Origin of the sequence: Pseudonocardia aurantiaca (genome assembly GCF_039526725.1) — a bacterium.
Taxonomy (GTDB): Bacteria; Actinomycetota; Actinomycetes; order Mycobacteriales; family Pseudonocardiaceae; genus Pseudonocardia; species Pseudonocardia aurantiaca.
Window position 1 is genome coordinate 128,907 of sequence record NZ_BAAAJG010000008.1, and the last position, 26,979, is coordinate 155,885.

The following is a 26,979-nucleotide window of genomic DNA, read 5'->3' on the forward strand; positions in this document are numbered from 1 at the left end:
AGACAAGGGGAGCGGGATGCGGGTCGCCGTCGTCGGCGCGGGGGTGGTCGGGCTCGCCACTACCGCGGCACTGCTGCGCCGCGGGGTCGAGGTCAGCTGCTACGAGCGCTCCGGCGCGCCGATGGCGGAGCGCTCCGCCGGGTCGTCGCGGATCTTCCGGCTCGCACACGCCACCCCCGACCTGGTGCGGGTGGCGCAGGTAGCGCAGGCCGGGTACGCGCGGTGGTCGGCCGAGGCGGGCGCGCCGCTCGTCGGCACGGGCGGGTGCGTGGTGAGCGGCGGCGACTGGCGGCAGTGGGCTGCGGCCATGGCCGAGGCGGGAGCGGCGGTCGAGATCGCGGGGGAGGGCCCGGCCCGCTTGCGGCTACCGGCGCACACGCTGCCGGCGGGTGCGCTCATCGATCCCTCCGGTGGGGTGATCGACGTGGACGCGGTGCGGCGCCACCTCGTCGCGCTGGGTGGGGAGGCGGTGATCGCGGAGCGGGTGGAGGCCCTCGACCCCGGGCCCCGCGGCGTCACCGTGCGCACCGGCGCGGGGAGCGGCTCGTACGACGCGGTCGTCCTGGCCGCGGGGGCCGGCACGTCCGCGCTCGCCGCGCAGGTGGGGATCGAGACGCCCGGCACGCTCGCCCACCACGTCCGCTTCACGTTCCCGCTGCGCAGGCCGGGGCTGTGGCCCGCATGGATCGACAAGCCGGCTGACGGGATGGGCACCTACCAGCACCAGAACGGCCCGGGCACGTGGGCCGTCGGCAGCGAGCTCGACCCGGCCCTGACCGCGTGGGAGGTGGGCCGCGACGCCGCGTCCGCCGCCTCGGAGGCAGCCGTGCTGCGGTACGCGCGCGAGCACCTCGACGTGGAGCCGCGGGTGGTCGGGAGGCTCTACTGTGCCCCGCACCCCGGGCTGGGCGACGGCTTCGAGATCCGGCGCAGCGGATCGGTGCTCGTGGCGTACGGGGAGAACCTCTTCAAGCTGGCGCCGGTGCTCGGCGAGCTGCTGGCCGGGGCGACCGTGGCGGGCTCCACGCCGGCGATGCGGGACGCGCTGGTCCGCTGACGATGCGGCGGTGCGGTGCCCGCCCCGGTGCTGTGCCGGGACGGGCCTCGTATCACGGCTTGCGGCCGATGCCCGCCGAGAGGAAACCGTGCCATGGGCTGTTGACCTTGGTGTGGCCGTCGGGGCGCCAGTCGTTCGCGTAGACCAGACCCGGGTCCACGATCTCCAGGCCCTCGAAGTAGGCCCGGTGCTCATCCCACGTACGGAACCGGCCCGTGCCGAAGCTGACGGCGAGGTCTCGGTCGAGGTCCCTGGCCCGCTGGTCGTCGTCGTCGAGGAAGTTGCTGTTCAGCAGGTAGCCGCCGGAGGGCAGCGCCTCGCGGAACGTGCGCGCGACGCCCTGAGGGTCCTGCTCGTCGTGTAGGTGGTGCAGGATCCCGGAGAGGAGCACCGCGTACGGCCTGTCCATGTCGATCAGCTCCACCGTCTCGGTGGCACCGAGGATCGACTCAGGCTTCGCGGCGTCCGCCTGGATCACCGTGGTGGTGTCGTTCTCGGCCAGCAGGGCCCTGGCGTGTGCGAGCACGATCGGGTCGATGTCGACGTACAGCACGCGCACCGACGGGTCGATCGCATGTGCGACCTCGTGCACGTTACCCGCGCTGGGCAGGCCCGATCCGACGTCGATGATCTGCTTGATACCGGCCTCGGCGACGAGGTAGTGCACGCCGCGGCGCAGGAACGCGCGGTTGTCGAGCGCCAGCTCCTTGACGCCGGGGAACGTCTTGAAGAGGGTGTCGACCGCGACCCGGTCGACCTCGAAGTTGTTCTTGCCGCCCAGCGCGTAGTCATAGCCGCGGGCCACGGAGGGTACGGTGGTGTCGATCTCCGGCGGAAGCTGTACGGGTTCGCTCATGTACTGCCGCCGCCAGGTTTCTGGATCGCTCACGTGCCTCTCGGCCCTCATCTCGTCGCCGCCCAATGATCCAGGCTCAGGCTAGAGCAAGATCGGGCGGCCGTACGCACTTCCTGTCCGGATCTCCGGCCTCCGTCCCGGCGCGGCGCGGCGCGCCCACGGCCCATCCGGGTGATGACCGCCGGTACGTCTGGCCCGTGCGGCCCCCGAGGGGAAGGCTCGTGGGCGCGCGACGCGGACGTCGTCCGTCGCCGGTGTCCCCTCGAGAGGAGATCGCCATGAGCGCGCGCGGTTCGGCGCTCGTCACGCGGCAGGCGCCACCCGACCGCGATGCCCTCGTCGTCGTCGCCGAACAGCCGGACGTGCCGGGCTGGGTGGTCGACTGGTGTCGCCGGGCCGGGCGTGCGGTCCAGCTCCAACCGGCGGCGGGCACCGCGGAGGACTGCATCGGCATCGTGGTCGCGATGGCCGGCCGCACTGTTCTCGTCGAGCGCAGTGTTCTCGTCGAGCGCAGCGCCCCGGTCCACCAGGCTCGCGGGAGGCGCCCGCGCGTCGTCGCCGCGGTCCGCGACCTGCGCACCGACGGGTCCGTGCTCGCCGAGGCCACGGCGGCCGCGGAGCAGCTCGACGCCGCTCTGGTGCTCGCCCACGGCGTGCCGCTGTCGTTCGGTGAGCGCAGCGTCGGTCTCGCCGAGGCCGTGGCCAGGGGCAGGCGCGTGCTCGCCGAGGCGGCCGCACGCGTCATGGCCACGCACCCCGGTCGCACCGTGACGACCCGGCTGCTCCGGATGCGGCCCTACGAGCTCGTCGGCGAGGGGGTCGACGCCGACCTGCTGGTGCTCGGCGGGTTGCGCCGACGCATCCCGGCCCGGCTCGGCCTGGTGGCGTGCAGCGCGCTGCAGCACGCCCCGTGTCCGGTGCTGCTGACGCCCCGCCCCGCCTGAGGGCCCCTTCCTGGTCAGCTGCACGCGACCACGCCATGATCCACTGGGTGCGCGGTATCAGCGGCGGCGTGTTCCGCTCCTGATGTTGCGCGTCCTGGTGGATCGCCAGTGCTGGGTGCGGGGTGACGGGGTACCGGGTGATGGGGGGTGCGGACATGGCCGACGCCTGGGTCGAGCTGCGTGTCCATGGGGTGAGCGGGGCTCCGCCGGAGAGCATGCTGGACGGCGCCCGCGTCCGGCAGGTGGCGGGCGATGAGTTCGGGCGGCTCTTCCGGCGGGTCGACGAGCGGGGGGCGGAGATCCCCGGCCGGGACGGGCAGGCCGTCGAGGGCTACCACTGGGGGCGGTTCACGTCCGGCACATGGAGCCAGGCGCTCTGGCTGCTGCTGATGCCGTTCGGGCTGGTCAACGCGGCGCAGTTCACCCTCGACCCGCCGACCACGACGTCGGGCAAGGCCGGACACGCGGTGGCGGGTGCGATGCTGCGGCTGGTCGGGCTCGCCCTGACCGGGCTGATCGTGCTCGGCGCCGCCGTGATCACGATGGATCTGTGGGCGTGGCAGCGGATAGGTCCGCGCGACGAGTTCCGGTACGCCCTGGTGCCGCTCGCGGCGCTCGTCGCACCGGCGCTCGTGCTGCTGACGTGCAACTTCCTTGGACGCGCCCGGCTGGTCGGAGGTCCGCAGCCGCCGACGGACAAGACCGTGGAGCAGGCCCGGCGCGCCCGCCGGCACGCACGCAGCGCCGTCGGTGCGGGCATGCCGGGGGACTTCTGGGACCGGGACCTCCCGTCCGACCTGGTGCGGCCCGCGTTCTTCGGTGGCGACCCCGACGCGCCGGCCTTGCGGCTGCTGCACATCGCCGCCGGGCTGCTGCTGCTCGCCGTGCTCGGTTTCGCGCCCGACCTCGCCGCACCCGTCGCGGTGCCGCCGTGGGGGTTCGCGGCGACCCTCGGGCTGCTCGTCGTAGTGGTGCTGATCGTCGTGCTGCTCGGGGACCCGGAGGAGTCGGCGAGCATCGACGTGGGCCCCGAGCTGCTGCGCAGGCTCAAGGACGCCTTCCACGAGCGGGCAGTGCTGGTGGGGCAGGTGCTCGCCGTGCTGGCCGTCGTGGCGTTCGGGCTCGCGGCCGTGCGGGTCGTGCTCCAGACGCCCGCCCCGGCCGCGTCGGCGCATCGGCCGGGCATCGACGAGGCCGTGTACACGGCCCTGTTAGTCGCGCTCGGCGGCCTCGCCGTGCTCGCACTGGCCAACGTGATCGTGCTCCGCTCCGAACGCCGCTCGCCCGCACGTGCGAACGCCCGTTTCGCCCCGTATGCAGGCGGTTTCGCCTGCACACTGCTCACCGCGCTCGGGCTGTTCGTCGGCATCGGGTTCACCGCGGCGTTCGCCGCGGCCGCCGCGCGGGTGCTCAGCACCGGCGGCACGGAGGTGCGCGTGCCCGAACTGTTCTCCCGCGTCGTCTACGCGTGGGGTATCACCACCGTGCTGATCGCGGTCGTCGGGCTGGTGGGGGTCCTCGCGTGGTACACGCACCGCAACGCGCTCCAGGCGGTGGCGACGCGCGACTTCACCCGTCCCGACGGTCTGCGGGTGCCCGAGCGCTGGGTCGGCCACATCGCCTTCGCGATGTGGACCGCCCGGCTGAAGAACCACCTCATCGGGCCGCTCGCGTTCCTCACCGGCGCCGGTGCGGCGCTCTCGGTGTTCACGGTGGCCGAGCTGTGGCCTCAGGTCTGGGGCAGGGGGCCGCAACGGCTCCCGGGCGTGCTGGACCTCGTCAGCCAGTCCGAGACCCACGGCGGCGATGGGACGGCGCTCGTGCTGTGGATCGGCACGCTCACGCTCACCGGGCTCGCCAGCGCGCTCGTGGTGCTCGGGCGGGGTGCGCTGCTCGGCGAATCGACGCGCAGGGACGTCAACGCGGTGTGGGACGTCTTCGCGTTCTGGCCCCGCGCCGTGCACCCGTTCGTCCCGCCCGCCTACTCCCAGCGCGCGGTCCCGGACCTGCAGTCCCGCATCCGCCGGCACCTCGCGGAGATCCCGCCGGGGCCGCCCACGGTCCGCGACATCGTGCTGTGCGGGCACAGCCAGGGCAGCCTGCTCGCGTTCGCGGCGCTCCTGCGGTTCACCGGCTCCGAACGCGGGCTGCTCGACAGGATCGGCTTGCTGACGTTCGGCTCGCAGCTGCAGGTGATGTTCTCCCGCGCCTTCCCGGCCTACGTCAACGAGCGCGCGATCGGAGCGCTCTTCGGGCACCTCGACGGCGCGTGGCGCAACCTCTACCGCGAGACGGATCGCCTCGCCGGGCCGGTGCTGAGCTGGCGGCACGCGCCGGTCGAGGATGCGGACTGGTTCGGCCGCGACTGCGCGCCGCACGTGGTGGACCGTCCGGAGGAGGACGGCAGCCGCCGCGAGTTCGGGCCCGACTGGCGGCTGCTCGACCCGCCGCTGCCGGACCTGGAGCAGCAGCGCAGGCCGGTGGACGTGCTGCGCGGGCACGGGGACTACTGGAACGACCTGGCGTGGGGGGACGCGCTCATGCGGCTGCGGTACCCACCTCCGGCCCCGCCGGTACCCGAAGCACCCGCGACGGCGGCTCCGTCCACGCCGCCGGCTCCCGCGCCACCGGCACCTGAGGAGCCCGGAGCGGAGCGGGAGGCCGCGCCTGGCCGGCTCTAGTGGCGGCGCGGCGGGTGATGGCGCCACGGAGGGCGGGTAGGGCGGCGCGCCCGGCATCGGGGCATGCGGCATCACGACGTCCTGGAACGGGGTGAAACCGGGGGCCCCGGCCCACGACGGCGGGGCGTCCCCACCCTCCTGTCCGGAAGGCTCCCGGGAGCTCGGCGCCTGTGACATGCGTCGAAGGTAACCCTGCGGGGTCCGATCACGAGGACGTTCCGGATGGATCAGGGACGGCCCTCGCGCGCTCTCTTTACGACCCGTGTCCGCGCGGGTTCGGAGGGTTGACCCCTTGGACCCTCACCGGAACGCTGTCAAAGCCACGTCGACGGAGAAGGTCGCCATGACAGACGATGTGCAGCACCGAGCGGCCCCTCTCCCGCGGTGCACGCCGCCGACCGGCGCGTTCGGGTCGGCGCGTGGCCTTGTGCGCCTCGCGGGGAACGTGGTGCTGGCCTGCTGGCACGCCGAGACCGACACCCTGCCGCGGGTGGTGCCGCACGAGGGCGACGCCGGACTCGTCGACCTCGTGCTGCCCGTCGGCGTGGTGAGCGGGTGGGGCGAGACCGCACGCGTCGAGGTCGAGGTGCGCACCGACCCGCCGGAGCCGGGGGGCCCGCGCCGGCACAGCTCGGACGACGGCGGCGGCGTCGAGGTGCTCAACCGCAGCACGATGGCCCGCGAGGTGCGCCGCGGTTCGCTGCTGCGCGGCGAACCCGAGGTGCTCGACCAGCGGCGGCACAGCGTGGACCTGGACCGGGCGGTGCTCGACGCCGGGAACGACAAGACGTTCTACCGGCTGACCGTCCGTGGCCTGCGCCGCGACGCGCTCGTGGAGTACACGGTGCGGGCCACCACGCCGATGGTGCAGGGCGCGGCGGAGTCCGCGTTCGCGCTGCGCGCCTCGGCGCCCCGGTTCACCGCCTCCGACGTGCGGGCCGTCCGCCTGCCCGACGGCGGGCAGGGTGAGCCCGAGCTGCGGCACTGGACGCTGATGCACAGCCGCAGCGGCGGGATGGACCACGTCCGCGTCGACTTCCTGTCCACGATCCTGCGCGACCGGGAGGACTCCAGGCCGCCCGTGCGGGTCCGGGTCGGTGACGACGAGTTCGACCTCGGGGCCGACCGCAACCAGGCCCGACCGGGCGACCCGGTGCTGATTCCGCTCCTCGACCGCCAGCTCGACGCGGTGCTGGTCTCCGTGCCGGTGCCGGCCGACGGCTCGCACCCTGCCGTCACCGTGCACGCCCCGGCATGGGAGCCCGGCTCCCCGGTCGACCTCTCCGCCGACCCGCCCGAGCCGGTCTGGCTGATGATCGTCAACTACTGCATCCAGGGCCTCAACGACCTGTTCGGCGCGCCCGTCGACCGATACGAACCGCCGCGCACGTACGCGGGCGTGACGATGCGGGACGAGTACGGCACCTGGTCGAGCCGTCCCGGCAGCGGGGAGGACGCCGACCCCGACGGCTACGCGCTGACGTTCGAGGGCCACCGGTACTTCGGCGTCCCGAGCATGTGGGCGTTCAACGCCCCGGTGCTCACGATGCTCGCTCACGACTGTCCCGAGGAGTTCCGGGAGATCCGGGCCGATGTCGCCGAGCGGGGTGTGCTCGTTCCGGTCAACGCCGGGTTCGGCGCCCACCGCACCCCGTACTACACGGCCGAGGCCAACGTCGAGGAGATCCGCCGCGGCCATGAGGTGATCGGGGCGTTCCTGCCCGGCTCCCCGGCGGACGGGCTCGCGGTCTACTACCCTGACCAGCGCCTCTACGGCGGCACACCGCAGGAGCACGAGGTGTTCGCGGCGAACCCGGGCCTCGTGCGGTACCTGGTGCTCGACCGCTCCACGCTGTGTCATGCGTCCGGCGAGGACTCCGGCGGGCTGCAGAACAAGTTCTTCCCGGAGGCCGCCCCCGGCTTCGCGGGCAACAGGCTCCTGCGCGACCCCCGGACCGGCGCGACGATCCTGCCCATCGAGGACGCCGTGCGGGAGGCGATGGTCGGCGGTGGGGACGACGAGGCGGCGAGGGGCAAGGCGGCACGGAGTCTGCGGGAGATCCTGATGCAGGGCCTGCACCGCAACTCCGTGGAGACCGGGAACGACTCGTCGCCCGTGCTACTGGTCTACGGCGACGACGCCGACAAGGCGTCGGGCAACGGCTGGTTCGACGGGGACTACTCAGGCCGGCCCGTGCACTTCAACGACAAGTACCAGGCCACCCTCTGCTGGTTGCGCGACCATCCCTGGGTGCGGGTGGTGACCGTGGCCGACCCGGACGTGGCCGCCGCGAAGCCCGTGCCGCTGTACTCACCGCTCGCCAGCGCCACCTGCCCGTCGGTGGACCCGGCCGGGGCGACGGAGCGTGACCGGTACGGCAACCTGCTGCACTTCGACACCTGGGAGCAGCAGTGGGCGGCCACCCGCTCGCTCTGGCTCGGCACATCGCTCGGCGAGCTGTCGCGCGACGTCGAGGACACCCTCGTGGGCTGGCCGCCGAAGGCGGCCGGGTTCGACGTCGAGCCCGACCAGGGGATGGTCGACCTGGCGTGGATGACCTTCCTCGCGCTGCACCACGAGATGATGTGGAACAAGGAGCCCCTCGAAGGAGGCTTCGTCAACAAGCGCTGTGGGGTGATCTCGCCCGAGGACTTCGTCGTGGCGGCGAGCCTGCAACTGCGTAACGCCCACGTGTACCTCGCGGCCGCCGTGTGGGCCGGCTGGGCGCGCACCGCCCCCGACGACCGCACCCATCTCAACGACGGCCCGCTCCTGCCTCAGGTGCGCGCGGCCGGGCTCGGCGGCGCCGACGGCCTGCACTGGGACCGCGACCTGCTCCCGACGGACATCCTTTACAACCGCGAGGTCCTCGCCGTGCTCGACCGCAACGGCGGCCGGGTCACCCATCTGTTCGCCCTCGACGGCCGCACCGGGCGCGCGGCGTGCGTGAGTGGCACCCCCAAGGTCCACCAGTGGACCGGCCCCGTGCCGGGCCGCCCCACCGGGGACTGGCTGACCTGCGACGGGGGCGTGCTGGAGAACACCGTCCTCACACCCAACCACCTCTACGTCGCCTCCGACCTCATCCAGGCTGCGCCGCGCGTCGGGCTGCGCCGCGAGGACCGGCCGCGGCAGCCCTCGCCGCGCGAGTGGCTCTACCCGGACACGTTCAACGAGTATGTCGCCGCCCCCGACCCGGCGGAGCCCTGCGTGCGCTACACCTACGGCCCCGCGGTCGGCCCGCAGCCCGCCGGTCCCGTCGACGACGAGACGTTCGCGCGAGCCTGCGCGCTCGACCGTGCCGGGAAGGCCGCGCCGGTCCCCGGTGCCGCCACCGGCGTGGTGTGGCACGAGGGGCCGTCGTTCACGAAGTCCTTCCGGCTGGACGGCGCCCGGCTCGAGGTCCGGTACGAGGATGCGCCTGCCGGGCACCTGGTCGGCAACGAGTTCTGCCTCGACGTGCGCGCGGCCCTGACCACCGGGGCGTTCCAGCAGCGCACGAGCGACCCCGACTGGAGCGCGTTCCGGCTGACCGGGCCCGGCGGGCTGCACGTGACGCTCACCCCCGGCGAGGGTTGCCGGCTGACGGCCCCGGCGTTCGTCCACGACGTCGCGGGGGCCGCTGCGCAGGGCATCGCGGAGGACTGGCTGCGCCTGCACCGGGTGCTGACCGACGCGGTCGAGCTGGCCTGCCCGGACGGCGGGGCCTTCGCGTACACGGTGGACATCGTGTTCACGGATTACGGAGCCTGAGATAGGCACCGTCGGCGGACAGGCATCGGGACCCGGGCCAGGGGCGCGGGCGGCGATCCGCGTGCTGGGCACGTTCGCCGCGTCGGTCGGCGGCGCCGACGTCGGGCTCGGCGGCCCCCGCCAGCAGGCCGTGCTGGCGCGCGTGCTCGCGGGCGCCGGCGACGTGGTCTCCGTCGAGCAGATCATCGAGGACGTCTGGGGACCGCACGCGATCCCGGCACCGGTCGCGTCCGTTCACGCCTACGTCTCGCGGCTGCGCGGGCTGCTCGGCTCCGACGCGATCCGCAGGCGCGGGGGCGGCTACGTGCTCGACCGGGAGATCGTCACCGTGGACGCGGACAGGTTCGCCGCCGACGTAGGGCGCGGCCGGCAGGCCCTGGCGAGGGGCGACGACGCAGCGGCCGCGCGAGTGCTCGAGGCGGCGCTCGCCCGCTGGACGGGCCCGCGGCTCTTCGGCGCACTCGGCGACAGGGCCTTCCTCGAGCCGGTGGTCGCGCGGCTGCAGGACCAACGGGTGGTGGCGGCGGAGCTGCTCGCCGACGCGCACGCGCGGGTCGGCCGGGCCGCGGAGGACGTGGCGCTGCTGGAGCTGCTGACCGCCGACGACCCGCTGCGGGAGTCGCTGGCCGCCCGGCTCGTCACCGCGCTGTACGCCGCCGGCCGGCAGGCCGACGCGCTCGCGGCGTTCGAACGCTGCCGCCGCGCGCTGGCCGAGCAGCTGGGGGTGGACCCCGCGCCGGCGCTGCGCGCTGTACACGCCGCGGTGCTCGCCCAGGCGACGCCCGCGCCCCCGGCGGTGGCCGCGCGCGTGCTCCCGGTGAACCTGCCGCCGCGCAACCGGGCCTTCGTCGGGCGCGAGGACCTGCTGGACGAGCTGGTTCGGGCCCTCGACGACGACACGGCCAGGGCACGCGCGATCGCGCTGGCCGGGCTCGGCGGGGTGGGCAAGACCGAGCTGGCCGTCGAGCTCGCCCACCGCAGGCACCGGGAGGGCCGTGCCGCATGGTGGGTCGCCGCCGAGGACCCGGCGGGCACCGCCACGAGCCTCGCCGACCTCGCCGCGGCCGTCGGCATCGCTCACTACGAGCGGGAGGAGGACGCGCGGGCCGCGCTGTGGGCCGAGCTGGACCGGACACCCGGCTGGGTCCTCGTCTTCGACAACGTCGACGAGCCGCGCCTGATCGAGCCCTATCTCCCGGCCGGGCGGCACGGCGACGTCCTGATCACCTCGCGCAACCCCGCCTGGCGGCGTCTTGCCAGGCCGGTCGTGCTGCCCCCGCTGGCCCGGCACGAGTCGGTCGCGTACGTGCTCGCGCGCAGTGGGGACGACGACGAGGAGGGCGCCGACGCCCTGGCCGAGCTGGTGGGCGACCTGCCACTGGCGCTTGAACAGGCCTGCGCGTACGTGGAGCAGACCGGGATGCCGGTGCCCGACTACGTGCGCCTGTTCCACGGCAGGCGTAGCAACCTGCTCGTGCGTGAGGCCGGGGGGTCGGGGCCGACCGTCGCCACCACCTGGGAGCTGGCCTTCGAGCGGCTGGGCCGGCGGTCGCCGCGGGCCGCGGCCGTGCTCGAGGTGATGGCGTTCCTCGCCTCCGACGCGATCGCCCTCGACCTGCTCGCTCCCCTCACCGAGGACGAGCTGGACCTGCAGGACGCCGTCGCCGAGCTGCTGCGCCTCTCGCTCGTCGACCGGGCCCGGAACGTGCTGCGGGTGCACCGTCTCGTGCAGGACGTCGTGCGGGCGCGGCTTCCCGAGCCGACGCGACTGCTGCGGCTCGAGGAGGCCGTGGAGCTGTGCGCGCTCACCCCCGACGCCACGCCGGCTGCCACCCAGCCCGCCACTGGGGGGAACGGCACCGGCTGGGCGGGCACCGGCGCGCACCTCATCGTCCTCGCCGGGCACGGCGAGCAGCTCGGGGTCGCGCCTGCCGGGCTCGTGGAGTCCCTCGCCGAGCTGGCGGCCCGCTACGCCGCCCGCGCGCTGTACCCGGCCGCGATCCAGGTGATCGAGGCGGCGCTGCGGCTCGTGCGCCTGCACAGCGACTGGCGCGACCGCGTGCAGGAGGGGCGGCTGCTCTGCCAGCTGGGAGAGGCGTTCGACGCCTCCGGCCGCCTCGCCGAGGCCCTGGACCTGCACCGGCGCGCCGTCGAGGTGCTGGACGGCCTCGTCGAGCCGGACGACGTGGGGCTCGCCCACGCCTACAACCGGCTCGGGCACGTCCTCAACTGCGCCGACGACATCGAAGGGGCTGTTGCCGCACACGAGCGCGCCCTGGCGGCGCTGCGGAAGTCGGGACGCGACCACGACCCGGTCCCGACCGTGCTCACCGACCTCGGATACACGCTGTGGGCGGCAGGGCAGCTCGGCCCTGCCGGGCGGGCCTTCCGGCAGGCGCGCGCACAATTCGAGCGGCAGGGCCGGGGCAGCGACCGGGAATGGGCGCACGCCACCGCCGGGCTGGGCATGGTGGAGCAGGACGCCGGTCGGCTCGCCACCGCGGTGAGCCTCCAGCGTCGGGTGATCGACGTGTTCACCGACATCTGCGGCGCCGACCACCCGGACACCGCGCAGGCGTACGACAAGTTGGGTTACGCGCTGCGGCTGCAGGGGAAGGTCGAGGAGGCCGTCGAGGCGCACCTGCGGGCCGTCCGGCTGCTGGAGCGGGTGTTCGGCCCGGACGACTCGCGCGTCGGGATGGCGCTGACGAACCTCGGGCTCGCCCAGGCCGACGCGGGCCTGGTCGCCGACTCGGTGCAGGCGCAGGTCAGGGCGCACACGATCTTCGGCACTGCGCTCGGGCCGGCGCACGCCAGCACTCTGCTCGCCGGCCGGAGGCTCGCGGTGGCGCTCGCGGTGGCAGGCCAGCGGAAACGCGCGACCGCACTCCTGGAGGAGGTGCTGCCGGTCGCCACCGCGCGGGCGGCAGGCAACAGCGCCGAGTGGGCGCGGATCGCCGCGGACGCCGTGACCGTCTACACGGCGGTAGGCGACGCGGGCGCAGCGACGCGGTGGCGCGAGCGGGCCGAGGCGGGGCCGCGCTCCGTCTAGCGTCCCTCGCGGCGGTGCCGATGCACGGTGCCGATGCACAGGGCCGATGCACAGGGCCGATGCACGTGCATACGAAACGTGCAGATGCCGCTTGCAAGGTCGCTGCAAGCCGGGACGACCACGGTGGTGCCGCGCAACAAGCCCCCGGCGCCATAGGGAGAAAGCCATGCCCGCCCCCGCACTGCGTTCGCCCGCGAGCCTGCCCACGACGACCACTGCCCGGACCACCACCACCCCTGCTGCGATGACCACCACAGAGCTCGTCGACGGGGCCCGCCGCCGCGTGCCCGGCGCGTGGGACGAACTGGTGTCCCGCTACGGCGGCCTGGTGCGGCGGGTCGTCGGGACGTACCGGCTGCAGCAGGCGGACGCGGCCGACGTCGTCCAGAACACCTGGCTGCGCGCGCTGGAGCGGCTCGACACGCTGCGGGATGCCGAGCGCCTCGGCGGCTGGCTCGCCACCACCGCCGATCGCGAGTGCCTGGCGCTGCTGCGCCGTTCCCACCGTGAAGTCCCGGACGAGCGCGTGGCGGGCGAGCGCCCGGCCGTCGTGCCCGGTCCGGAGGCCGTGGTCGTGCGGAAGGAGGCCCGGCTGGCCGTTGGAGCCGCCGTTGCGGGGTTGACCGGCCGCAGGCAGGCGCTCGTGCAGGCGCTGTTCTTCGACCCGGAGCTGCCCTACGTCGAGGTGTCGCAGGTCGTGGGGATCCCGGTCGGGAGCATCGGGCCGACCCGCGGGCGAGTCCTGCGCAACCTGCGGGGCACGCTGGAGCGGGCCGGGTTCGGCGCGGACCGGTCCCGGGAGCCGCAACTCGTGAGCTGAAGCAGCAAGTGGCGGGTCGCCGACCAGGGAAGGTGCCACCCGGTTCCCCGGGCGCGGGCAGGGCCGCCCTCCCCGACGCGGCCCGAGCCGAGCGCTGAACCCCCCGCGCGGACCTCTCCCTCAGGCGCGGTCGCCCCGTCGGTGGCCCTCCTTGCCGGCCTCGCGGGCGACGGCCCGCCGGGCCAGCAGGTAGCGCAGGTCGGACTCGCTGGCCGCGTCGAACTCCGCGGGGGTCAGGTAGACCGCGACCGTCCCGTCGCTCACGCGGACGATGTCACCGCGGGCACCTTCGGGCGCGGCCTGGCCGAGTGGGTTCTGGAGCAGCCGCGTGACCTCCAGCGGCGCGCTCACCCGCGGCTCTGCCGGGCAGCGAAAGCCGGTGAAGGTGGCCAGGACATGAACAACACGCGTACATGATGCCCCGAACACTCCAACGGCGGGCGCTGCGGGCTGCGACCCGCCGCCGGGCGGCTCAGCAGTTCTCAGTGGACGCTGATGTTCTCCGTAGACGCTGATGTTCTCAGTAGACGCTGACGGGGGTCCCGATCTCGGCGACGCCGCTGGACCACAGCAGGTCCATTGCCGAGTTCGTGACCCGCACGCAGCCGTGCGAGGCCGGGTTGGCCGGGATGCTGCCCGAACCGTGCACCGCGATGCCACCGCGGAAGTACTTGGGGCGGTAGAGGTCGCCCAGCTCGGCGCGGCGCAGGCCGTTGATCTGGCGCTCGACGGCGAAGTCGCCGCGCGGCGTCCTCGCGACGCCACTGCCGCCGGAGGGCCGGGAGTAGGCCTCGCCGTTGCCGGTGGAGGTGTTCAACGCCCACTGGACCTGCCCGTCGCCCACCACGAGCAGGAGCTGGCGTTCGAGGTCGACCTCGATGTGGTCGCCCGAAGCGTCCCGCGGGGTCGGCCGGGAGGCCGACTGGAGGTACTGCTGGGTCTGCGGGCCCGCGACCCCGTCGCGCGTGATGCCCTCGGCCTTCTGAAACGCCATCACGGCCTGCCGGGTGAGCTGCCCGTAGTTGCCGTCGGCGTCGCCGAGCCAGAAGCCGAGATCGGCGAGGCGCTGCTGGAGCGCGCCGACAGCGGGGCTCTCGTCGCCCAGCTTCAGGGACGTGCTCGCGGGGTCGGCCGCGGGATCGGGAGCCGCCGGGCCGGGTTCCACCGCGGTGGGCGGGGCCGCCGAGGGGGCGGTGGTGCGAGCGGTGGTGCGAGCGGTGGTGCGAGCGGTGGTGCGAGCGGTGGTGGGAGCAGCGGTGGTGGTGGGAGCGGTGGTGGGCAGGGCCGGTGCGGCCGGGGGAGCGGCGCTCGGCGATCTGCCCGTCGGGCCCGCGCAGCCTGCGGTCAGTGTCAGACCGCTGGCGACCACGAGTGCGACGGCGAGCCGCACCCTCCGGGCAGGTGTGACCGGCCGTGTGACCGGAGCGGCGGGTGCGGGGCGCTCCGCGCGCTCCTCATGGGCCAGGCCCTCGACCATGACGACTCCCCCCTCGATCTCAAGTTGATCGTGCCCGGACACGCGCCGGTTCGAAACATCGGTCCGGACGGGGCCTGTGGCGTCTGGATCATCCTGTACAGCAGGGCGCGAACCGCGGAGACTGCCCGCTCGGTTGCCGAAACGTCACCCCGGAAGGGGGCATCCCGGCCGGATCTTGACCGCGCAGGCGCACCGGTGTCTGCTCTGCCCGTGGTTACCGAGTCCCGGTCGGTGCTGCCGGTGGGGTCCCCGGCGGCGTCGCTTGCTGCGGCCATCGAGGCGATGCCCTTGGTCGACCACCACGTGCACGGCGCCGCGACCGCGCCCCTGGATGTCGCCGCGCTCGCCGCGGGCCTCACCGAGTCCCCGTTCCCGGCGGCGCCCGGCACCAGCTACCTGGACTCCCAGCTCGGTTTCGCCGTGCGCCGGTGGTGCGCCCCGGTGCTGGACCTGCCCCCGCACGTCGACGCCGGCGAGTACGCCGCCCGGCGTGCGGAGCTCGGCGTGCAGGAGGTGACGCGCCGGCTCCTGCGGGCGAGCGGGATCGCGCTCTTCCTGGTCGAGACCGGCTACCGGGCCAGGGAGATCCTCGCGCCGTCCGCGATGGCGGCGGCCGCCGGCGCGCAGGCGGCGGAGGTCGTGCGGCTGGAGGCCGTCGCCGAGGACGTGGCCGGGGGCGGCACGGACGCCGCCGGCTTCGCGGGCGCCCTCGCCGCCGCGCTGCACGAGCGGGCCCGCACCGCGGTCGGGCTCAAGTCGGTGATCGCGTACCGCTACGGCCTCGACTTCGAACCGGAGCCGCCCACAGCGGCCGAGGTGCGGCAGGCGGCCGGGACCTGGTTGCGGGCAGGCGGGCGGGTAACCGATCCGGTGCTGCTGCGCCACCTGCTGTGGGCGGGCGTCGAGACGGGCCTGCCGCTGCAGTTCCACGTCGGGCTCGGCGACCCGGACCTGACGATGCACCGCACCGACCCGTCGCTCATGACGGAGTTCGTCCGCCGCGTGCGGGTCCCGGTGCTGCTGCTGCACTGCTACCCACACCACCGGACCGCCGCCTACCTGGCCTCGGTGTTCCCGCACGTCCACATGGACGTCGGGCTGGCCGTCAACTTCACGGGCGCCCGCAGCCGGGCGGTCGTCGCGGAGTCGCTGGAGGTGGCGCCGTTCGGGAAGGTGCTCTTCTCCTCCGACGCGTTCGGCCCGCCCGAGCTGCACCACCTGGGCGCGCTCCTCTGGCGGCGGGCGATGACGTCGGTGCTCGGCGAGTGGGTCGCCGACGGCGACTGGTCGCACGCGGACGCCGTGCGCGTAGCGGGGATGGTCGGCGCGGGCAACGCCCGGCGGGTGTACGGGCTGGAGCAGGTGTGACGGGCCTGGTCGAACGGGCCGTGGCCGACGGGGTGCGGCTCGTCCGGTTCCTCTACTGCGACCCGAGCGGGGTGATCCGCGGGAAGCAGGTGCACGTGGCGCGGCTCGCCGGCGCGCTGGAGTCGGGGCTGGGGCTCACCCGCGCGCAGAACGCCCTCAACGTGCTCGACGACCTCGTGCCGATCGCGGGGATGGAGCCGGTCGGGGAGATCCGCATCGTCCCCGACCCCGCGACCTACGTGCGGCTGCCTTGGCTGGACGGCGTGGCGAGCGTGCTGTGCGACCAGGTCGGGCACGACGGGCTCGACTGGGGCTGCTGCCCACGTGCGTTCCTGAAGAAGGCGGTCGAGCGGGCCGCCGCTGCGGGCCTGCTGGTGCGGTCCGCGTTCGAGAACGAGTTCTACCTCGCCGAACGCACACCCGACGGGCCGCGGCCGTGGGGCGACGGGCCGGTGTACTCGTCGGCGGGCCTGGACCGGGCCGCGCCCGTGATCAACGACGTCGTCGATGCGCTCGTCGAGCAGGGCATCGTGGTCGAGCAGGCGATCAACGAGTACGGGCCGGGGCAGCAGGAGATCTCGGTCCGCTACGCCGACGCGCTCGCCGCCGCCGACCAGCAACTGCGCGTCCGCGACACCGTGCGCGGGGTCGTCGAGACCCGGCACGGCCTGCTGGCCTCGTTCGCGCCGCGCCCGTTCCCCGACGCGATCGGCAGCGGCTGCCACGTGCATTTCTCGATCTGGGACGAGACCGGCACGACCAACGTCCTCCCGCACGCGGGCGACCCGTTCGCGCTCTCGCCGCGCGGCCGGGCGTTCCTCGCCGGCGTGCTCGACCACCTGCCCGCGCTCGTCGCGCTGACCTGCCCGTCGTACCTGTCGTACGACCGGCTCCGGCCGAGCGCGTGGGCGGGCTCCACCGTCTCGTGGGGCTACGACAACCGGGAGGCGGCGCTGCGGGTGACGTCCCCGTTCCGGGGGCGGGAGTGGGAGAGCGCCAATGCCGAGCTGAAGGCCTGCGACGCCAGCAGCAACCCGCATCTGGCGCTGGGCGGACTCATCCTCGCCGGGCTGGACGGGCTGGCCCGCGGCCTCGACCTCCCCGAGGCGGCTGCCGCCGACCCGGCCGCGCTCTCGCCGGAGGAGGCGGAGCGTTGCGGCATCCGGCCGCTGCCAGCCGACCAGCGCGCGGCACTCGCGCACCTCGAGCAGGACGCCGTGCTCATGGACGGTCTCGGCGACCTGCTCGGGCGCTGCGTGCTCGCCACGCGGCGCGCCGAGTACGACCGTTGCGCGGGCATGGGCGACGACGCGGTGCGGGCGGCGACCTTCAGCGTCTTCTAGCGTCCCGCGCCGGAAGTCCGGTGCGTATATCGGCGGATCCAGTTTTGCGGCGCGGGGCACTAGCTGTAGAGACCCATCAGGCGAGGTGGTGGGTCTCCGGCACCCCGTACACCGGCGTCGGGATCCCCTCGCAGCGCGCTTTGAGCTGCAGGGCCAGGTACAGCGAGTAGTGCCGGGACTGGTGCAGGTTCCCGCCGTGGAACCACAGCCCCTCCTGCCGGGTGGGCTTCCACATGTTCCGCTGCTCGCCCTCCCACGGCCCGGGGTCCTTGCGGGTGTCCGAGCCCAGGCCCCACACCTTCCCGACCGTGTCGGCGACCTCCTGGCTGATCAGGTCGGCGGCCCAGCCGTTCATCGAGCCGTAGCCGGTGGCGTAGACGACGACGTCGGCCGGAAGCCGGCTGCCGTCCTCCAGCACCACCGCGTCCTCCGTCAGCTCGCGGACGGCGCCGTGCGCGAGCTTCACGTCGCCGTTCGCCACCAGCTCCGACGCGCCGACGTCGATGTAGTAGCCCGAGCCGCGGCGCAGGTACTTCAGGAACAGGCCCGAGTCGTCGTCGCCGAAGTCGAGGAGGAACCCCGCCTCCTCCAGCCGCCGGTAGAAGTCGGCGTCGCGCTCGCGGATGGCGTCGTAGATCGGCTTCTGGAACTCGTGCATGATCCGGTACGGGATCGACGCGAAGGTCATGTCGGCCTTCTGCGTGGTGATCCCGGCCGCGACGGCGCTCTCGGAGTAGAGGGCCTTCATCCCGAGGTCCATCAGCGAGTCCGACTTCACGACGTGCGTCGACGAGCGCTGCACCATCGTCACGTCGGCGCCGTGCTCCCACAGCGCTGCGCAGATGTCGTGGGCCGAGTTGTTCGACCCGATCACGACGGCCCGCTTGCCCGCGTACGCGTCCGGGCCGGGATGGCGAGAGCTGTGGTGCTGGTCGCCGCGGAAGCGGTCCTGGCCGGGGATGGCCGGAACGTTCGGCTTGCCCGACATGCCCGTGGCCAGCACGAGCTGCTTCGGGCGGAGCACCACCTGCTCGCCCCCGCGGTCGAGCACCACGGTCCACTCGCCCTCGGCGGCGTCGTAGGCGGCCTTCGTGCAGGTCGTGGAGGACCAGTAGTTGATCTCCATGACCTTCGTGTACATCTCCAGCCAATCGCCGATCTTGTCCTTCGGCGCGAATACCGGCCAGTTCGCCGGGAAGTCGATGTAGGGCAGGTGGTCGTACCAGACCGGGTCGTGCAGGCAGAGCGACTTGTAGCGGCTGCGCCACTGGTCGCCGGGCCGCGGGTGCCGGTCGACCACCACGTGCGGTATCCCGAGCTGCCGCAGCCGAGCGCCGAGCGCGATGCCTCCCTGCCCGCCGCCGACGACCACCACGAAGGGCTGCGCGGTGCTGCCCATCGCGGCGTTCTCCGCCTCGCGGGCCTCCTTCCAGCTGAGCCGGCCGGGCCGCACCCCGTGCTCGACGCCCGTTGGCCGCCCTTCGCCCTGGGGCTCCTCGTACCCCTTCAGCTCGTAGAGCGTGGTCAGCAGGGTCCAAGCGCCTTCGTCGGTGAGCCGGAGGTGCCCGCGCCCCTGCCCGACCGCGGTCTCGAACCCGATCCAGGCCTCTACCACGCCGTCGGCCTCGGTGGGCTCCTCGGTCACGTGGAACCCGTGCGCGCCTGCCGCCTCGGCGCTCGCACGCACCAGGTCCGCGACGCCGTCCCGGTTCTCGACGGTCGTGAGGTTCCAGGTGAACGCGATGAGGTCGCGCCAGAAGGAGGTGGGGGCGAAGAGCCCCGCGACCCGGTCCGCATCGCGAGCGGCGAGTGCCTGCTCGAAGTCCGACAACCAGCCGTCGACGCGGTCGCGCGCGGTGGTCGAAGTGGCGTCGAGGGTCTGGGTCACGGTCTCTCCCCGCCGTCAGGCGCTGACCCGGCGGCAGCGCTGCCGCCCCAGTGAACACACAGTCGCGCCCGCGATGGAAGGGTTCCGGCTACAGCCCTGACCTTCCGGTGATGGTGCCTGCGACCTCCTCCGCCAGCTGCGGGGTGGCCGCCACCACCCCTGACCAGCGCCGCGTCAGGTCCGGGTCCAGCTCCAGCGGGCGCCCGGCGGCGTCCACGACCGCGCCTCCCGCCGCCGGCACCATGAGCATCGCTGCGGCGAGGTCGACGATCCGGTGGGTGTCCGAGCCCGCGTCGGCGAACGCGTCGGTGGCGCCCTCGGCGACGAGGGCGGCCTCCAGGCAGCTGCTGGACAGGATCCGCACCCGGGCGGCCCGGCGCGCCACCCGCCACCACGCGTCGGCGTTGCGCTCGTGCGGGCGCAGCAGGCTTACCGCTGCACCGTCGAGGGCCGTGCGCCCGCTGGTGCGGTACGGCACCGGCTCGCCCGCGCGGACGTGCCAGCACCGCCCGCCCTCCAGCCAGTACGTCACGCCCTCCACCGGGACGCCGTCGACCGCGAGCACGGCGGCCACGCAGGACAGCGGCACGCCCGCGGCGGCGTTCGCCGAGCCGTCGAGCGGGTCGACGACGAGCGTGACGGCGGAGCCGACGTCGACCGAGCCGACCTCCTCGCTCAGCACGTTCACCTTGTGCCGCCGGGCCACGGCCGTGATCGCGTCCTCGACCAGCACGTCGATCCGCATCGTCGGCGTGCCGTCGGCGCCGGTCGCGACGGTCTCGGCGAGTGCGGCCCGGTTGTGCGCGCGCTGGGCGGCGGCGAACGCGGCCGCGGCCGCGTGCACGGTGTCGGCGAGCACCGGGTCCACCCCGGAGGGCAGCACCGGCTGGGGAACAGGCCAGCTCTCTGGGCTGCTCCCTGGGCTGCTCCCTGGGCTGTTCACTGGGCCGCTCACTGAGATGCTCCTTGGGCCTCGGCCCGGAGCACGGCCCGCACCAGAGGCCAGGGCTCCCCGGCCTCGGCGAGCACGAGGTCGGCGCGCGCGCCCGGGACGAGGGCGCCGCGGTCGTCGAGCCCGACGGCCTGGGCCGCGCCCGCGGTCACGAGCCGCACCGCGCCCGGGAGGTCGGTGAGCCCCTCGGCCGCGATCAGGAACGTCGCCGCGAGCAGCCCGGAGGGCAGGTAGTCCGACGCGAGCGCCGTCACGAGCCCGCGCCCGACGAGCTCGCGAGCCGAGGTGTTGCCGGCGTGGGACGTGCCACGCAGCGCGTTGGGTGCACCCATGACAACGGGCATACCCCGCTCGCGGGCCGCCTCCGCGGCCTCGACCGTTGTCGGGAACTCCGCGACCGCCCCACCGCGCGCGGCCAGCGCGGCGATCTCCTCCGCGGACGCCGGGTCGTGCCCGAACAGCTGCACCGCCCCGGCCTGGGCCCGCTCGCCGAGGAACTCGAACGCCTCAGTCCGTACGTCGAGCAACGCGTCGCGACGGGCGATCATGTCGTCGACGTGGGCTCTGGCCTCGTCCTGGCCGATGCCCCGGGTGCCGGAGACGAACCGCTCGTAGTAGGTGCGGTCGGCGTACTGGCCCTGCCCTGGTGTGTGGTCCTCGTGCGAGACGACGGCGCGCTCGGGCAGCCCGGCGAGCCGGGTCCGCAGCGCCGCGAGGCCATCGGCGGAGCGGACGTCGAGCCGGTGCAGGATCCGGTGGTCCACCGGGCCGACGCCACGGGCGGCCACCTCGGCGCAGAGCGCGATGGCGCCCGCGACGGTCCGCGGCGTGGCCGGCGAGGCGCCCTCCTCGAACGAGGCGCCGTGGAACACGGTGGTGACGCCCGCGGCGCGCAGCTTGCCCTCGAAGGATCGGATCGCGAACTGCCACGGCAGCTCGGCGCCGGGGCGCGGCATCCGCTCGCGCTCCAGCCCGTCGGAGTGGACGTCGACCAGACCGGGCAGGCAGTACCGGCCGCCACCGTCGACGTCGGCCGCCGTGCCGGCCGGGTGCGGCCCGACCTCGGCGATCCGCCCGGCCCGCACGACCACGCGGGCGTCGTCGAGCAACCGGTCGGGGAGCACGGCCGTGACGTGGCCGAGCACGTAGTCGGCAGGGGGGCGGGCGAGGGTCCAGCGTGGGGTGGCCGGGGCCGCTGTCGTCATGCCGCCACCGCCAGCACGTCGGCAGGCGCGCCCTCGCGGGCCACCCGCCCGTCCCGCAGCTCGACCACCCGGGTGGCGAGGCGGTGCATCGCGTCGGCGTCGTGGAAGACCGCGAGCACCGCGACCCCCGCGTCCGACAGCGAGGCGATCAGGTCGAGGGCCAGCTCCCGGTTGGCCGGGTCCAGTGCCGAGACCGGCTCGTCGAGCAGCAGCAGCCGCGGCGGGCGCACAGTGGCCGCCGCGAGGTTGACGCGCTGGCGCTCGCCGCCCGACAGCACACCGCAGTCGACGTCCCACAGCGCCTCGTCCAGCGCGAGCCGCCGCAGCGCACCGGCGGCGGCGTCGGCCGCGTCCGCCCGGTCGAGCCCGCGACGGCGGGCGGCTGCGGCCACCAGCTCGAGCGGTCCCGTGCGTGGCGGCGCGGCCAGGAACTGGGAGACGTAACCCAGTTCGCGGGCCCGCAACCGGGCAAGTGCCCGGTCGGGCAGCGCGGTCAGCTCAACGGGCCCGTCGTCCAGGTACAGCGTGACGGTGCCCGCGTCGGGCAGGTAGCTGCGGTGCACGCAGCGCAGCAGGCTCGATTTGCCTGCGCCACTCGCCCCGGCCAGCGCCAGGTGCTCGCCCGCCGCGACGTCGAGATCGACGCCCTGCAGCGACGAGACCGTGCGCCCGTCGACGGTGTGCAGCGTGAACGTTTTCACCAGGCCCCTCACTTCGAGTACGGGGCCCTCGACTGCCGGTTCCATGATCACCTCCGGGCTGCGGCCACGAGCCGCTGGGTGTAGGGGTGGTGCGGGTCGCGGAAGAGCTGGTCGGTGAGGCCTTGTTCGACCACGCGGCCGAGCTGCATCACGAGTGAGCGGTCGGTGAGCGCCTCGATCACCGCGAAGTCGTGGCTCACGACCACTGCGGCGACGTCCCGCTCGGCGAGCAGGCTGCGCAGCAGGTCGAGCACACCGGCGGCGACGGACGCGTCGAGTCCGGTGGTGGGCTCGTCGAGCAGCAGGACGGCCGGGTCGGTGGCGAGCGCCTTCGCGATCTGGACGCGCTGGCGCATGCCCCCGGAGAACGTGCGCACCGGGTCGTCCATGCGCGAGAGCGGCACCTCGACGCGCTCCAGCAGTTCGGCGGCGCGGGCGCGGATGGCCCCGTAGCTGCGCCAGCCCGCCGCGGTGAGGCGCTCGGCGATGTTGCCGCCCGCCGAGACGCCCAGCGCGAGTCCGTCGGCGGGGTCCTGGTGGACGATGCCGAGCGTCGCGATCCGCAGGCGCCGCCGGGCCGGGGCGTCGAGGGTGAGCACGTCGGTGCGGCCGCCGTCGACGGCGGAGAGGTAGAGGCTCCCCGCCGTGGCCTTCTCGTCCCCGACGATGCAGCGCAGCACCGTCGACTTCCCGGATCCCGATTCCCCGATCAGGCCGATGGCCTCGCCGGGAGCCACGTCGAACCTGACGTCCCACGCGGCGACGATCGCCCCGGTCTCCGGGCTGACCGCGGTGCCGTGCTCCGGGCCGGTGCCCGGCACCGCGGTCGCGCCACCGGGGCCGTGGACCTTGCCGATGCCCTCGGCCAGCAGCGTCCACTCGTCGGCCGTGGGCAGCTCGCGGGCCGCGGGCTCCGGCACCCGCGCGGTGACGGTCGCGGCGCGCCGCCCAGGGTCGGGGAGCAGGTGCAGCGGAGCGGCCGCGCGGTGCCCGGCCAGGTCGGCGTCGCCGTCACCGACCCGCGCGCACCACTCGGTGTCGCTGCAGGCGAACCGGCCGTGCCCGGCGTCGACGAGGAACGTGTCGTCCGAACCGCACCGCACACAGCGGGAGCGGGTGCCCTCGACCTGCGCCTCCTCGACCTCGAACGGCACGTCGTCGAACGTCAGCGGCTCGACGTCGGTGTCCGGTGGGATCGCGTAGATCCGCTTCTCCCGCCCGGCGCCGAAAAGGCTGAGGTGAGCCGACCGGTGCAGCCGCGGCACGTCCCAGCGGGGGATCGGCGTGGTGGCCGTGACATACCGCCCGCCGACGAGCACCGGGTAGCCGGTCGACTTGGTGATCACGCCGTTGCGGACGATGTCCTCGTAGAGGCTCACCCACATCGTCGAGTAGTCGGCCTCGGCGTGCATGCGCGCGCACTCGGCCACGGAGCGCTGCACGCCGCGCAGCGGCTCTGGCACCGGCACCTGGAGCACGAGCACCTGGCCGTCCTCGAGCGGCTGCTCGGGCACCCGGTGGCGGGTCTGGACGAGCGTGGCCTCGCGCGAGTCGGCCGACTGCTCGCAGCCCGTGCTGTCGGCGATGAGCCGGCGCAGGTTGGTGGCATTGACGCCGGCGTCGTCGCCCTGGTCGATCACTTTCACGGTGTCCTCAGCGCCGATCACGGCCAGCGTGACCTGCAGGCCACCGGACCCCCAGCCGCGGGCGACCGGCATCTCGCGCGACCCGAACGGCACCTGGTAGCCGGGCACGCACACCGCGGTGAGCGCGGCCCGGCGGATCTCCCGTTTGGCGCCCTCGTCGAGGATCCCGGCGGGCGGGGTGGCGGCGTCGATCCCGGCGAGCAGGTCATCGACACCCAGTGTGGTCGTCGTGAGAGTCGGTGTGGTCGTCACTGGCAGTCCCTTCCGGGCGGCTCGGTCGCGGTCCCGGTGGCGCGCATGGCCTGCTTGCGCTCGACCATCGAACGGAACGTCACGTAGTGCGGGAGCTTCAGGTGCTCCAGGAACCCGGCGGAGTCGAGCCCGTCGGTGGTGAGCAGGAGCAGCTGCTCCAGCGGGCCGGTGCGGCCGAAGCGGCGGCAGGCGATGTCGAGGTTCGCCATCGCGATGGCCTTGCGCTCGTTGTGGCCGAAGCACATCCCGTACCCGACGTCGAAGCGCGTGCGGTCCTCGTCGGGGCCGTCGAGGTCCTCGATCGCCTCGGTCTCGGTGGCCCGGAAGCGACCGATCTCGACGGACCGGCCGGTGTGCGGGTGGCGCACGCGCAGCGGCAGGTGGCCGTGGCGGACCTCGCCGAGCGTCACCTCGTGGATGTCGCCGTCGGGCCCGAGGACCGAGCGGTACCAGAGGCTCACGAGGGCACCGGTCTCGGCGCGGGCCATCGACGCGAGCACGGCGGACCGCGGCGCGGGCGGCCGCGCCGGGCGCCGCGTCACGTCGAACGGCTCGGCCTCGGGCCGCGGGTGCTCGACGAGGAGGTCGAGCGAGCGCAGCAGTGCGGAGAACCGGGTGGGGTGGCGCTGTTCCGGGGTGCGCTCGGGTGGCTCGGCGGCCTCGGTGGGGACCCGGGCGGGGGCCTGAGCAGGGCGCTCGAGCCGGCGACCGGTGTAGTCGGTGGTGCGGCCCAGGAGCTGGGGCCCGTCGGGGGTGCGGTGGGCCGGGACGATGCGGCGCAGCACCACCATCTCGTCGGGGTCCACCGCCTCGCTCACCGCCAGGCGCGGGAGCGTCGAGCGATGGGCCCGCACGAGATGGGCGGCTTCGAGGGTGTCGCCCTCGGCCTGCCGGAACGCGTCGGCGGCTGTGGGCTCGTGGTAGAGGCCCGCTTCGCCCTGCACACGGTCGACGGCCAGCCGGAAGCGGGCGGTGATCTGCGTCGTGGACGCCCACGGCGCCGGGGCGTGGTCGCGGGCGTCGCGGACGAGCCGCTCGGCGGCGAGGATCGCCTCCAGCCCGCCGCGGGCTCCTGAGTAGCCCATCAGGCCTCCATCTCGATCCGGGTGCTCCGGGGGATGCCGAACACGCGGCCGCCGGGGTCGGCGAGCAGCAGGTCGAACCCGGCGGGGAACGTGGCGGCCGCGCGGGCGGCCAGCAGGTCGGCAGGCAGGCCCTGCGGGGCGACGGTGCGCGCCCCGGCGATCCCCGGCCCGCGCAGCGTGATCGGGGTGCCGCCGTCGAGCGCGGGAACGGCGAGGGCGACGAGCGCGGCGTCCTCCGGGGCGGCGGCGCTGCCGGTGCGGATCGCCGCGGGCTCGTCTGCTGCGAACGTCCGGAGTGCGGCCACGAGCCGGGCAGTGGGCAGGCCGGTGATCGGCGCGGTCGTCGCCGTCGCGACCGCGTCCGCCCAGTCGCCGCCGTCGGCGAGGACGCACACGGGTGTGTCGAGGTCGGCGAGCGCGAGCACGGGCAGGAGCGCCGCGGGCACGTCCGGTTCCGCCGGGAGCAGCTGCACGACGCCGGGCCGCGCGAGCGCGTCGAGCACGGCGCGGAACGCGCGCTGCGCGGTGTCGGGCTCGAGCGGGGCGAGCCCCACCGCGGTCGTCGTGCTCACGTCAGCTCCTCGAACTCGACCACGGTGGACGCGAGCTGCGCCCACTCCGCTGCGTCCGCCGCCGCCACCCGGGCCGACACCCGGTCGCACAGGGCGAGCACGTCGGCCGCGTGGGAGCGGCCCGCCTCCACCTCGGCGTCGCAGATCGCGGCCGCCAGCACGGCGGCCCGGTCGTCGCCCAGCCGCATCGCCCAGCCCCGGGCGCCGCCCAGCTCGACCTCGGCGCGGCAGGCCAGCACGTCACCGAGCAGGAACCGCTCGCCCGCCACCGGCTCCGCCACCTGGGTCGCCACGCAGCCGACCTCGGGCGCGCGCAGCACCCGCGGCACCACCCCGTCGGCGAGGCAGGCGTCGGCCAGCCCGACCAGCTCCTCCGGCCGGGCCACCGCGAGTAGTTCTGTTCGTTTCTCGCGTGAGAAGTCCATCAATCTCCTTCCGGGTTCGAGCCGAGCTCGACCACCACTCGGACCGCGTCCGAGCGCATCCAGGACCTGCTGCACATGACGGGCTGCCCGCTCGTGGCGTCCCGGCTGACGCTCTCGACCAGCCACACCGGGCGGCTCGGCTCGATCTCCAGCCCGGCGCAGACCTCAGGCGGCGGGACGTCGAGGCTCACCCGGCACCACGCCCGCACCGGCTCCACGCGGGCCATCTGGCGGAGCACCAGGTCGAGTGACTCGGCCGCGTGCATCGCCAGGTCGAGGTGCGCGACCAGGGCCACCGGCACCCACTCGTACACGCGGGCGGCGAGCAGGTCGTCGATGTAGGACTGCCGCACCAGCCGGTGGCACGGCGTGCCCGCGGGGAGCGCGAGCGACCTGGCGTGCTGGGCCGGGAGCGGGAGCACCTCGATGTCGCGGACCACCGTCCGCGGGCGCGCGCCCGCGGCGGTCACCGTCTCGTGCCAGGACGGGCGGCGGTCGTGGGAGATCGTGTAGTCGATCCGGCGGTTCACGAACGTCCCCGAGCCCTGGACGCGGCGCACCAGCAGCCGGCGTTCCAGCTCCTGCAGCGCGGCCCGGGCCGCGGCGCGCCCCACCCCGAACCGCTGCCCGATGCCGTGCTCACCGGTGAGCCGCGTACCGGGCGCGACGCCGGCGAGCTCGCCCGCCAGCTCGTCGGCGATCTCGAGGTACCTGCTGCCCGTCACGGGAGCAACGCTGCCGCCCCGGCTTGTCCGGACAACTGCCGCAGCGGCAACGGGCAGGGAAACGGGGATGAACGCCCGGGCCGGTTGTCGGTGCTAGGAGCGCCCTGAACAACTCGGCCCTACTGCGCGACGCCCAGCCGGGCACCTCGCGGCGTTGGACGATCGGCCCGATACAA

Annotated in this window: 20 protein-coding genes; 8 read left to right on the forward strand and 12 right to left on the reverse strand. The window is 74.4% G+C overall.

The annotated features are described in order from the left end of the window. Window positions 1–16 precede the first annotated feature (16 nt). Window positions 17–1,057: an FAD-dependent oxidoreductase gene (locus ABD143_RS10510; protein ID WP_343974986.1), complete on the forward strand. Its 1,041-nt coding sequence runs from the start codon at window positions 17–19 to the stop codon at window positions 1,055–1,057. Between the two features lie 52 nt (window positions 1,058–1,109). Here ABD143_RS10510 and ABD143_RS10515 read toward each other — a convergent pair whose 3' ends face one another. Next, entirely contained in the window at window positions 1,110–1,946 is an 837-nt protein-coding gene (locus tag ABD143_RS10515; RefSeq protein WP_343974989.1) for an SAM-dependent methyltransferase, read from the reverse strand. Between the two features lie 245 nt (window positions 1,947–2,191). On the opposite strand from ABD143_RS10515, the gene ABD143_RS10520 reads away from it, so the two are divergent. From ABD143_RS10520 to ABD143_RS10540, 5 genes are all read left to right on the forward strand, one after another. Next, window positions 2,192–2,857: a universal stress protein gene (locus ABD143_RS10520; protein ID WP_343974992.1), complete on the forward strand. Its 666-nt coding sequence runs from the start codon at window positions 2,192–2,194 to the stop codon at window positions 2,855–2,857. Between the two features lie 155 nt (window positions 2,858–3,012). After that, the gene (locus ABD143_RS10525) at window positions 3,013–5,538 is read left to right on the forward strand and encodes a hypothetical protein (protein ID WP_343974995.1); all 2,526 of its coding nucleotides are present in this window, start codon (window positions 3,013–3,015) and stop codon (window positions 5,536–5,538) included. A 343-nt stretch (window positions 5,539–5,881) separates the two neighbouring features. Continuing rightward, window positions 5,882–9,292, forward strand: a complete 3,411-nt coding sequence (locus ABD143_RS10530; protein ID WP_343974998.1) for a hypothetical protein — start codon at window positions 5,882–5,884, stop codon at window positions 9,290–9,292. Window positions 9,293–9,353: 61 nt separating this feature from the next. Continuing rightward, window positions 9,354–12,344, forward strand: a complete 2,991-nt coding sequence (locus ABD143_RS10535; protein ID WP_343975001.1) for an AfsR/SARP family transcriptional regulator — start codon at window positions 9,354–9,356, stop codon at window positions 12,342–12,344. A gap of 166 nt (window positions 12,345–12,510) precedes the next feature. Beyond that, window positions 12,511–13,164: an RNA polymerase sigma factor gene (locus tag ABD143_RS10540; protein ID WP_343975004.1), complete on the forward strand. Its 654-nt coding sequence runs from the start codon at window positions 12,511–12,513 to the stop codon at window positions 13,162–13,164. A 120-nt stretch (window positions 13,165–13,284) separates the two neighbouring features. Here the strand turns inward: ABD143_RS10540 and ABD143_RS10545 are convergent, their stop codons facing one another. Then, on the reverse strand, window positions 13,285–13,515 hold the full coding sequence (locus ABD143_RS10545) for a hypothetical protein (RefSeq protein WP_343975006.1): 231 nt from the start codon (window positions 13,513–13,515) through the stop codon (window positions 13,285–13,287). Window positions 13,516–13,684: 169 nt separating this feature from the next. Continuing rightward, window positions 13,685–14,641 (reverse strand): L,D-transpeptidase family protein, encoded by a 957-nt coding sequence (locus tag ABD143_RS10550; RefSeq protein ID WP_343975009.1) that lies wholly within the window; start codon window positions 14,639–14,641, stop codon window positions 13,685–13,687. Between the two features lie 282 nt (window positions 14,642–14,923). On the opposite strand from ABD143_RS10550, the gene ABD143_RS10555 reads away from it, so the two are divergent. Both ABD143_RS10555 and ABD143_RS10560 read left to right on the forward strand, forming a co-directional pair. Continuing rightward, a complete protein-coding gene (locus tag ABD143_RS10555; protein ID WP_425563742.1) occupies window positions 14,924–16,009 on the forward strand; it encodes an amidohydrolase family protein in 1,086 nt (361 codons plus the stop codon). Further along, the gene (locus ABD143_RS10560) at window positions 16,006–17,352 is read left to right on the forward strand and encodes a glutamine synthetase family protein (RefSeq protein WP_343975015.1); all 1,347 of its coding nucleotides are present in this window, start codon (window positions 16,006–16,008) and stop codon (window positions 17,350–17,352) included. The genes ABD143_RS10555 and ABD143_RS10560 overlap by 4 nt, the downstream gene beginning before the upstream one ends. Window positions 17,353–17,428: 76 nt before the next feature. Here the strand turns inward: ABD143_RS10560 and ABD143_RS10565 are convergent, their stop codons facing one another. The 9 genes from ABD143_RS10565 to ABD143_RS10605 form a co-directional block, all read right to left on the reverse strand. Then, window positions 17,429–19,240, reverse strand: coding sequence for an NAD(P)-binding domain-containing protein (locus tag ABD143_RS10565; protein WP_343975017.1), 1,812 nt, complete (start codon window positions 19,238–19,240; stop codon window positions 17,429–17,431). A gap of 88 nt (window positions 19,241–19,328) precedes the next feature. Further along, window positions 19,329–20,195, reverse strand: a complete 867-nt coding sequence (locus tag ABD143_RS10570; protein WP_343975020.1) for an inositol monophosphatase family protein — start codon at window positions 20,193–20,195, stop codon at window positions 19,329–19,331. Then, on the reverse strand, window positions 20,192–21,397 hold the full coding sequence (locus ABD143_RS10575; RefSeq protein ID WP_343975023.1) for an alpha-D-ribose 1-methylphosphonate 5-triphosphate diphosphatase: 1,206 nt from the start codon (window positions 21,395–21,397) through the stop codon (window positions 20,192–20,194). The genes ABD143_RS10570 and ABD143_RS10575 overlap by 4 nt, the downstream gene beginning before the upstream one ends. After that, on the reverse strand, window positions 21,394–22,098 hold the full coding sequence (locus ABD143_RS10580) for an ATP-binding cassette domain-containing protein (protein ID WP_343975026.1): 705 nt from the start codon (window positions 22,096–22,098) through the stop codon (window positions 21,394–21,396). The genes ABD143_RS10575 and ABD143_RS10580 overlap by 4 nt, the downstream gene beginning before the upstream one ends. 47 nt (window positions 22,099–22,145) lie before the next feature. Further along, window positions 22,146–23,996 (reverse strand): alpha-D-ribose 1-methylphosphonate 5-phosphate C-P-lyase PhnJ, encoded by a 1,851-nt coding sequence (locus ABD143_RS10585; RefSeq protein ID WP_343975029.1) that lies wholly within the window; start codon window positions 23,994–23,996, stop codon window positions 22,146–22,148. Next, a complete protein-coding gene (locus ABD143_RS10590) occupies window positions 23,993–25,081 on the reverse strand; it encodes a carbon-phosphorus lyase complex subunit PhnI (protein ID WP_343975032.1) in 1,089 nt (362 codons plus the stop codon). The genes ABD143_RS10585 and ABD143_RS10590 overlap by 4 nt, the downstream gene beginning before the upstream one ends. Continuing rightward, complete coding sequence (gene phnH, locus ABD143_RS10595; RefSeq protein WP_343975035.1) at window positions 25,081–25,653, reverse strand: phosphonate C-P lyase system protein PhnH; 573 nt, start codon at window positions 25,651–25,653, stop codon at window positions 25,081–25,083. The genes ABD143_RS10590 and phnH overlap by 1 nt, the downstream gene beginning before the upstream one ends. Beyond that, entirely contained in the window at window positions 25,650–26,078 is a 429-nt protein-coding gene (locus ABD143_RS10600) for a phosphonate C-P lyase system protein PhnG (protein WP_343975038.1), read from the reverse strand. The genes phnH and ABD143_RS10600 overlap by 4 nt, the downstream gene beginning before the upstream one ends. Then, window positions 26,078–26,803, reverse strand: a complete 726-nt coding sequence (locus ABD143_RS10605) for a GntR family transcriptional regulator (RefSeq protein ID WP_343975041.1) — start codon at window positions 26,801–26,803, stop codon at window positions 26,078–26,080. Before ABD143_RS10605 ends, ABD143_RS10600 begins: the two co-directional genes overlap by 1 nt. Between the last annotated feature and the right edge of the window lie 176 nt (window positions 26,804–26,979).

Excerpts from the sequence above, each read along its gene's own strand:
- ABD143_RS10510 (WP_343974986.1), top strand. The coding sequence starts at position 17 with ATGCGGGTCGCCGTCGTCGGCGCGGGGGTGGTCGGGCTCGCCACTACC.
- ABD143_RS10520 (WP_343974992.1), top strand. The coding sequence starts at position 2,192 with ATGAGCGCGCGCGGTTCGGCGCTCGTCACGCGGCAGGCGCCACCCGAC.
- ABD143_RS10525 (WP_343974995.1), top strand. The coding sequence starts at position 3,013 with ATGGCCGACGCCTGGGTCGAGCTGCGTGTCCATGGGGTGAGCGGGGCT.
- ABD143_RS10530 (WP_343974998.1), top strand. The coding sequence starts at position 5,882 with ATGACAGACGATGTGCAGCACCGAGCGGCCCCTCTCCCGCGGTGCACG.
- ABD143_RS10540 (WP_343975004.1), top strand. The coding sequence starts at position 12,511 with ATGCCCGCCCCCGCACTGCGTTCGCCCGCGAGCCTGCCCACGACGACC.
- ABD143_RS10550 (WP_343975009.1), bottom strand. The coding sequence starts at position 14,641 with ATGGTCGAGGGCCTGGCCCATGAGGAGCGCGCGGAGCGCCCCGCACCC.
- ABD143_RS10555 (WP_425563742.1), top strand. The coding sequence starts at position 14,924 with ATGCCCTTGGTCGACCACCACGTGCACGGCGCCGCGACCGCGCCCCTG.
- ABD143_RS10575 (WP_343975023.1), bottom strand. The coding sequence starts at position 21,397 with ATGACGACAGCGGCCCCGGCCACCCCACGCTGGACCCTCGCCCGCCCC.
- ABD143_RS10590 (WP_343975032.1), bottom strand. The coding sequence starts at position 25,081 with ATGGGCTACTCAGGAGCCCGCGGCGGGCTGGAGGCGATCCTCGCCGCC.
- ABD143_RS10600 (WP_343975038.1), bottom strand. The coding sequence starts at position 26,078 with ATGGACTTCTCACGCGAGAAACGAACAGAACTACTCGCGGTGGCCCGG.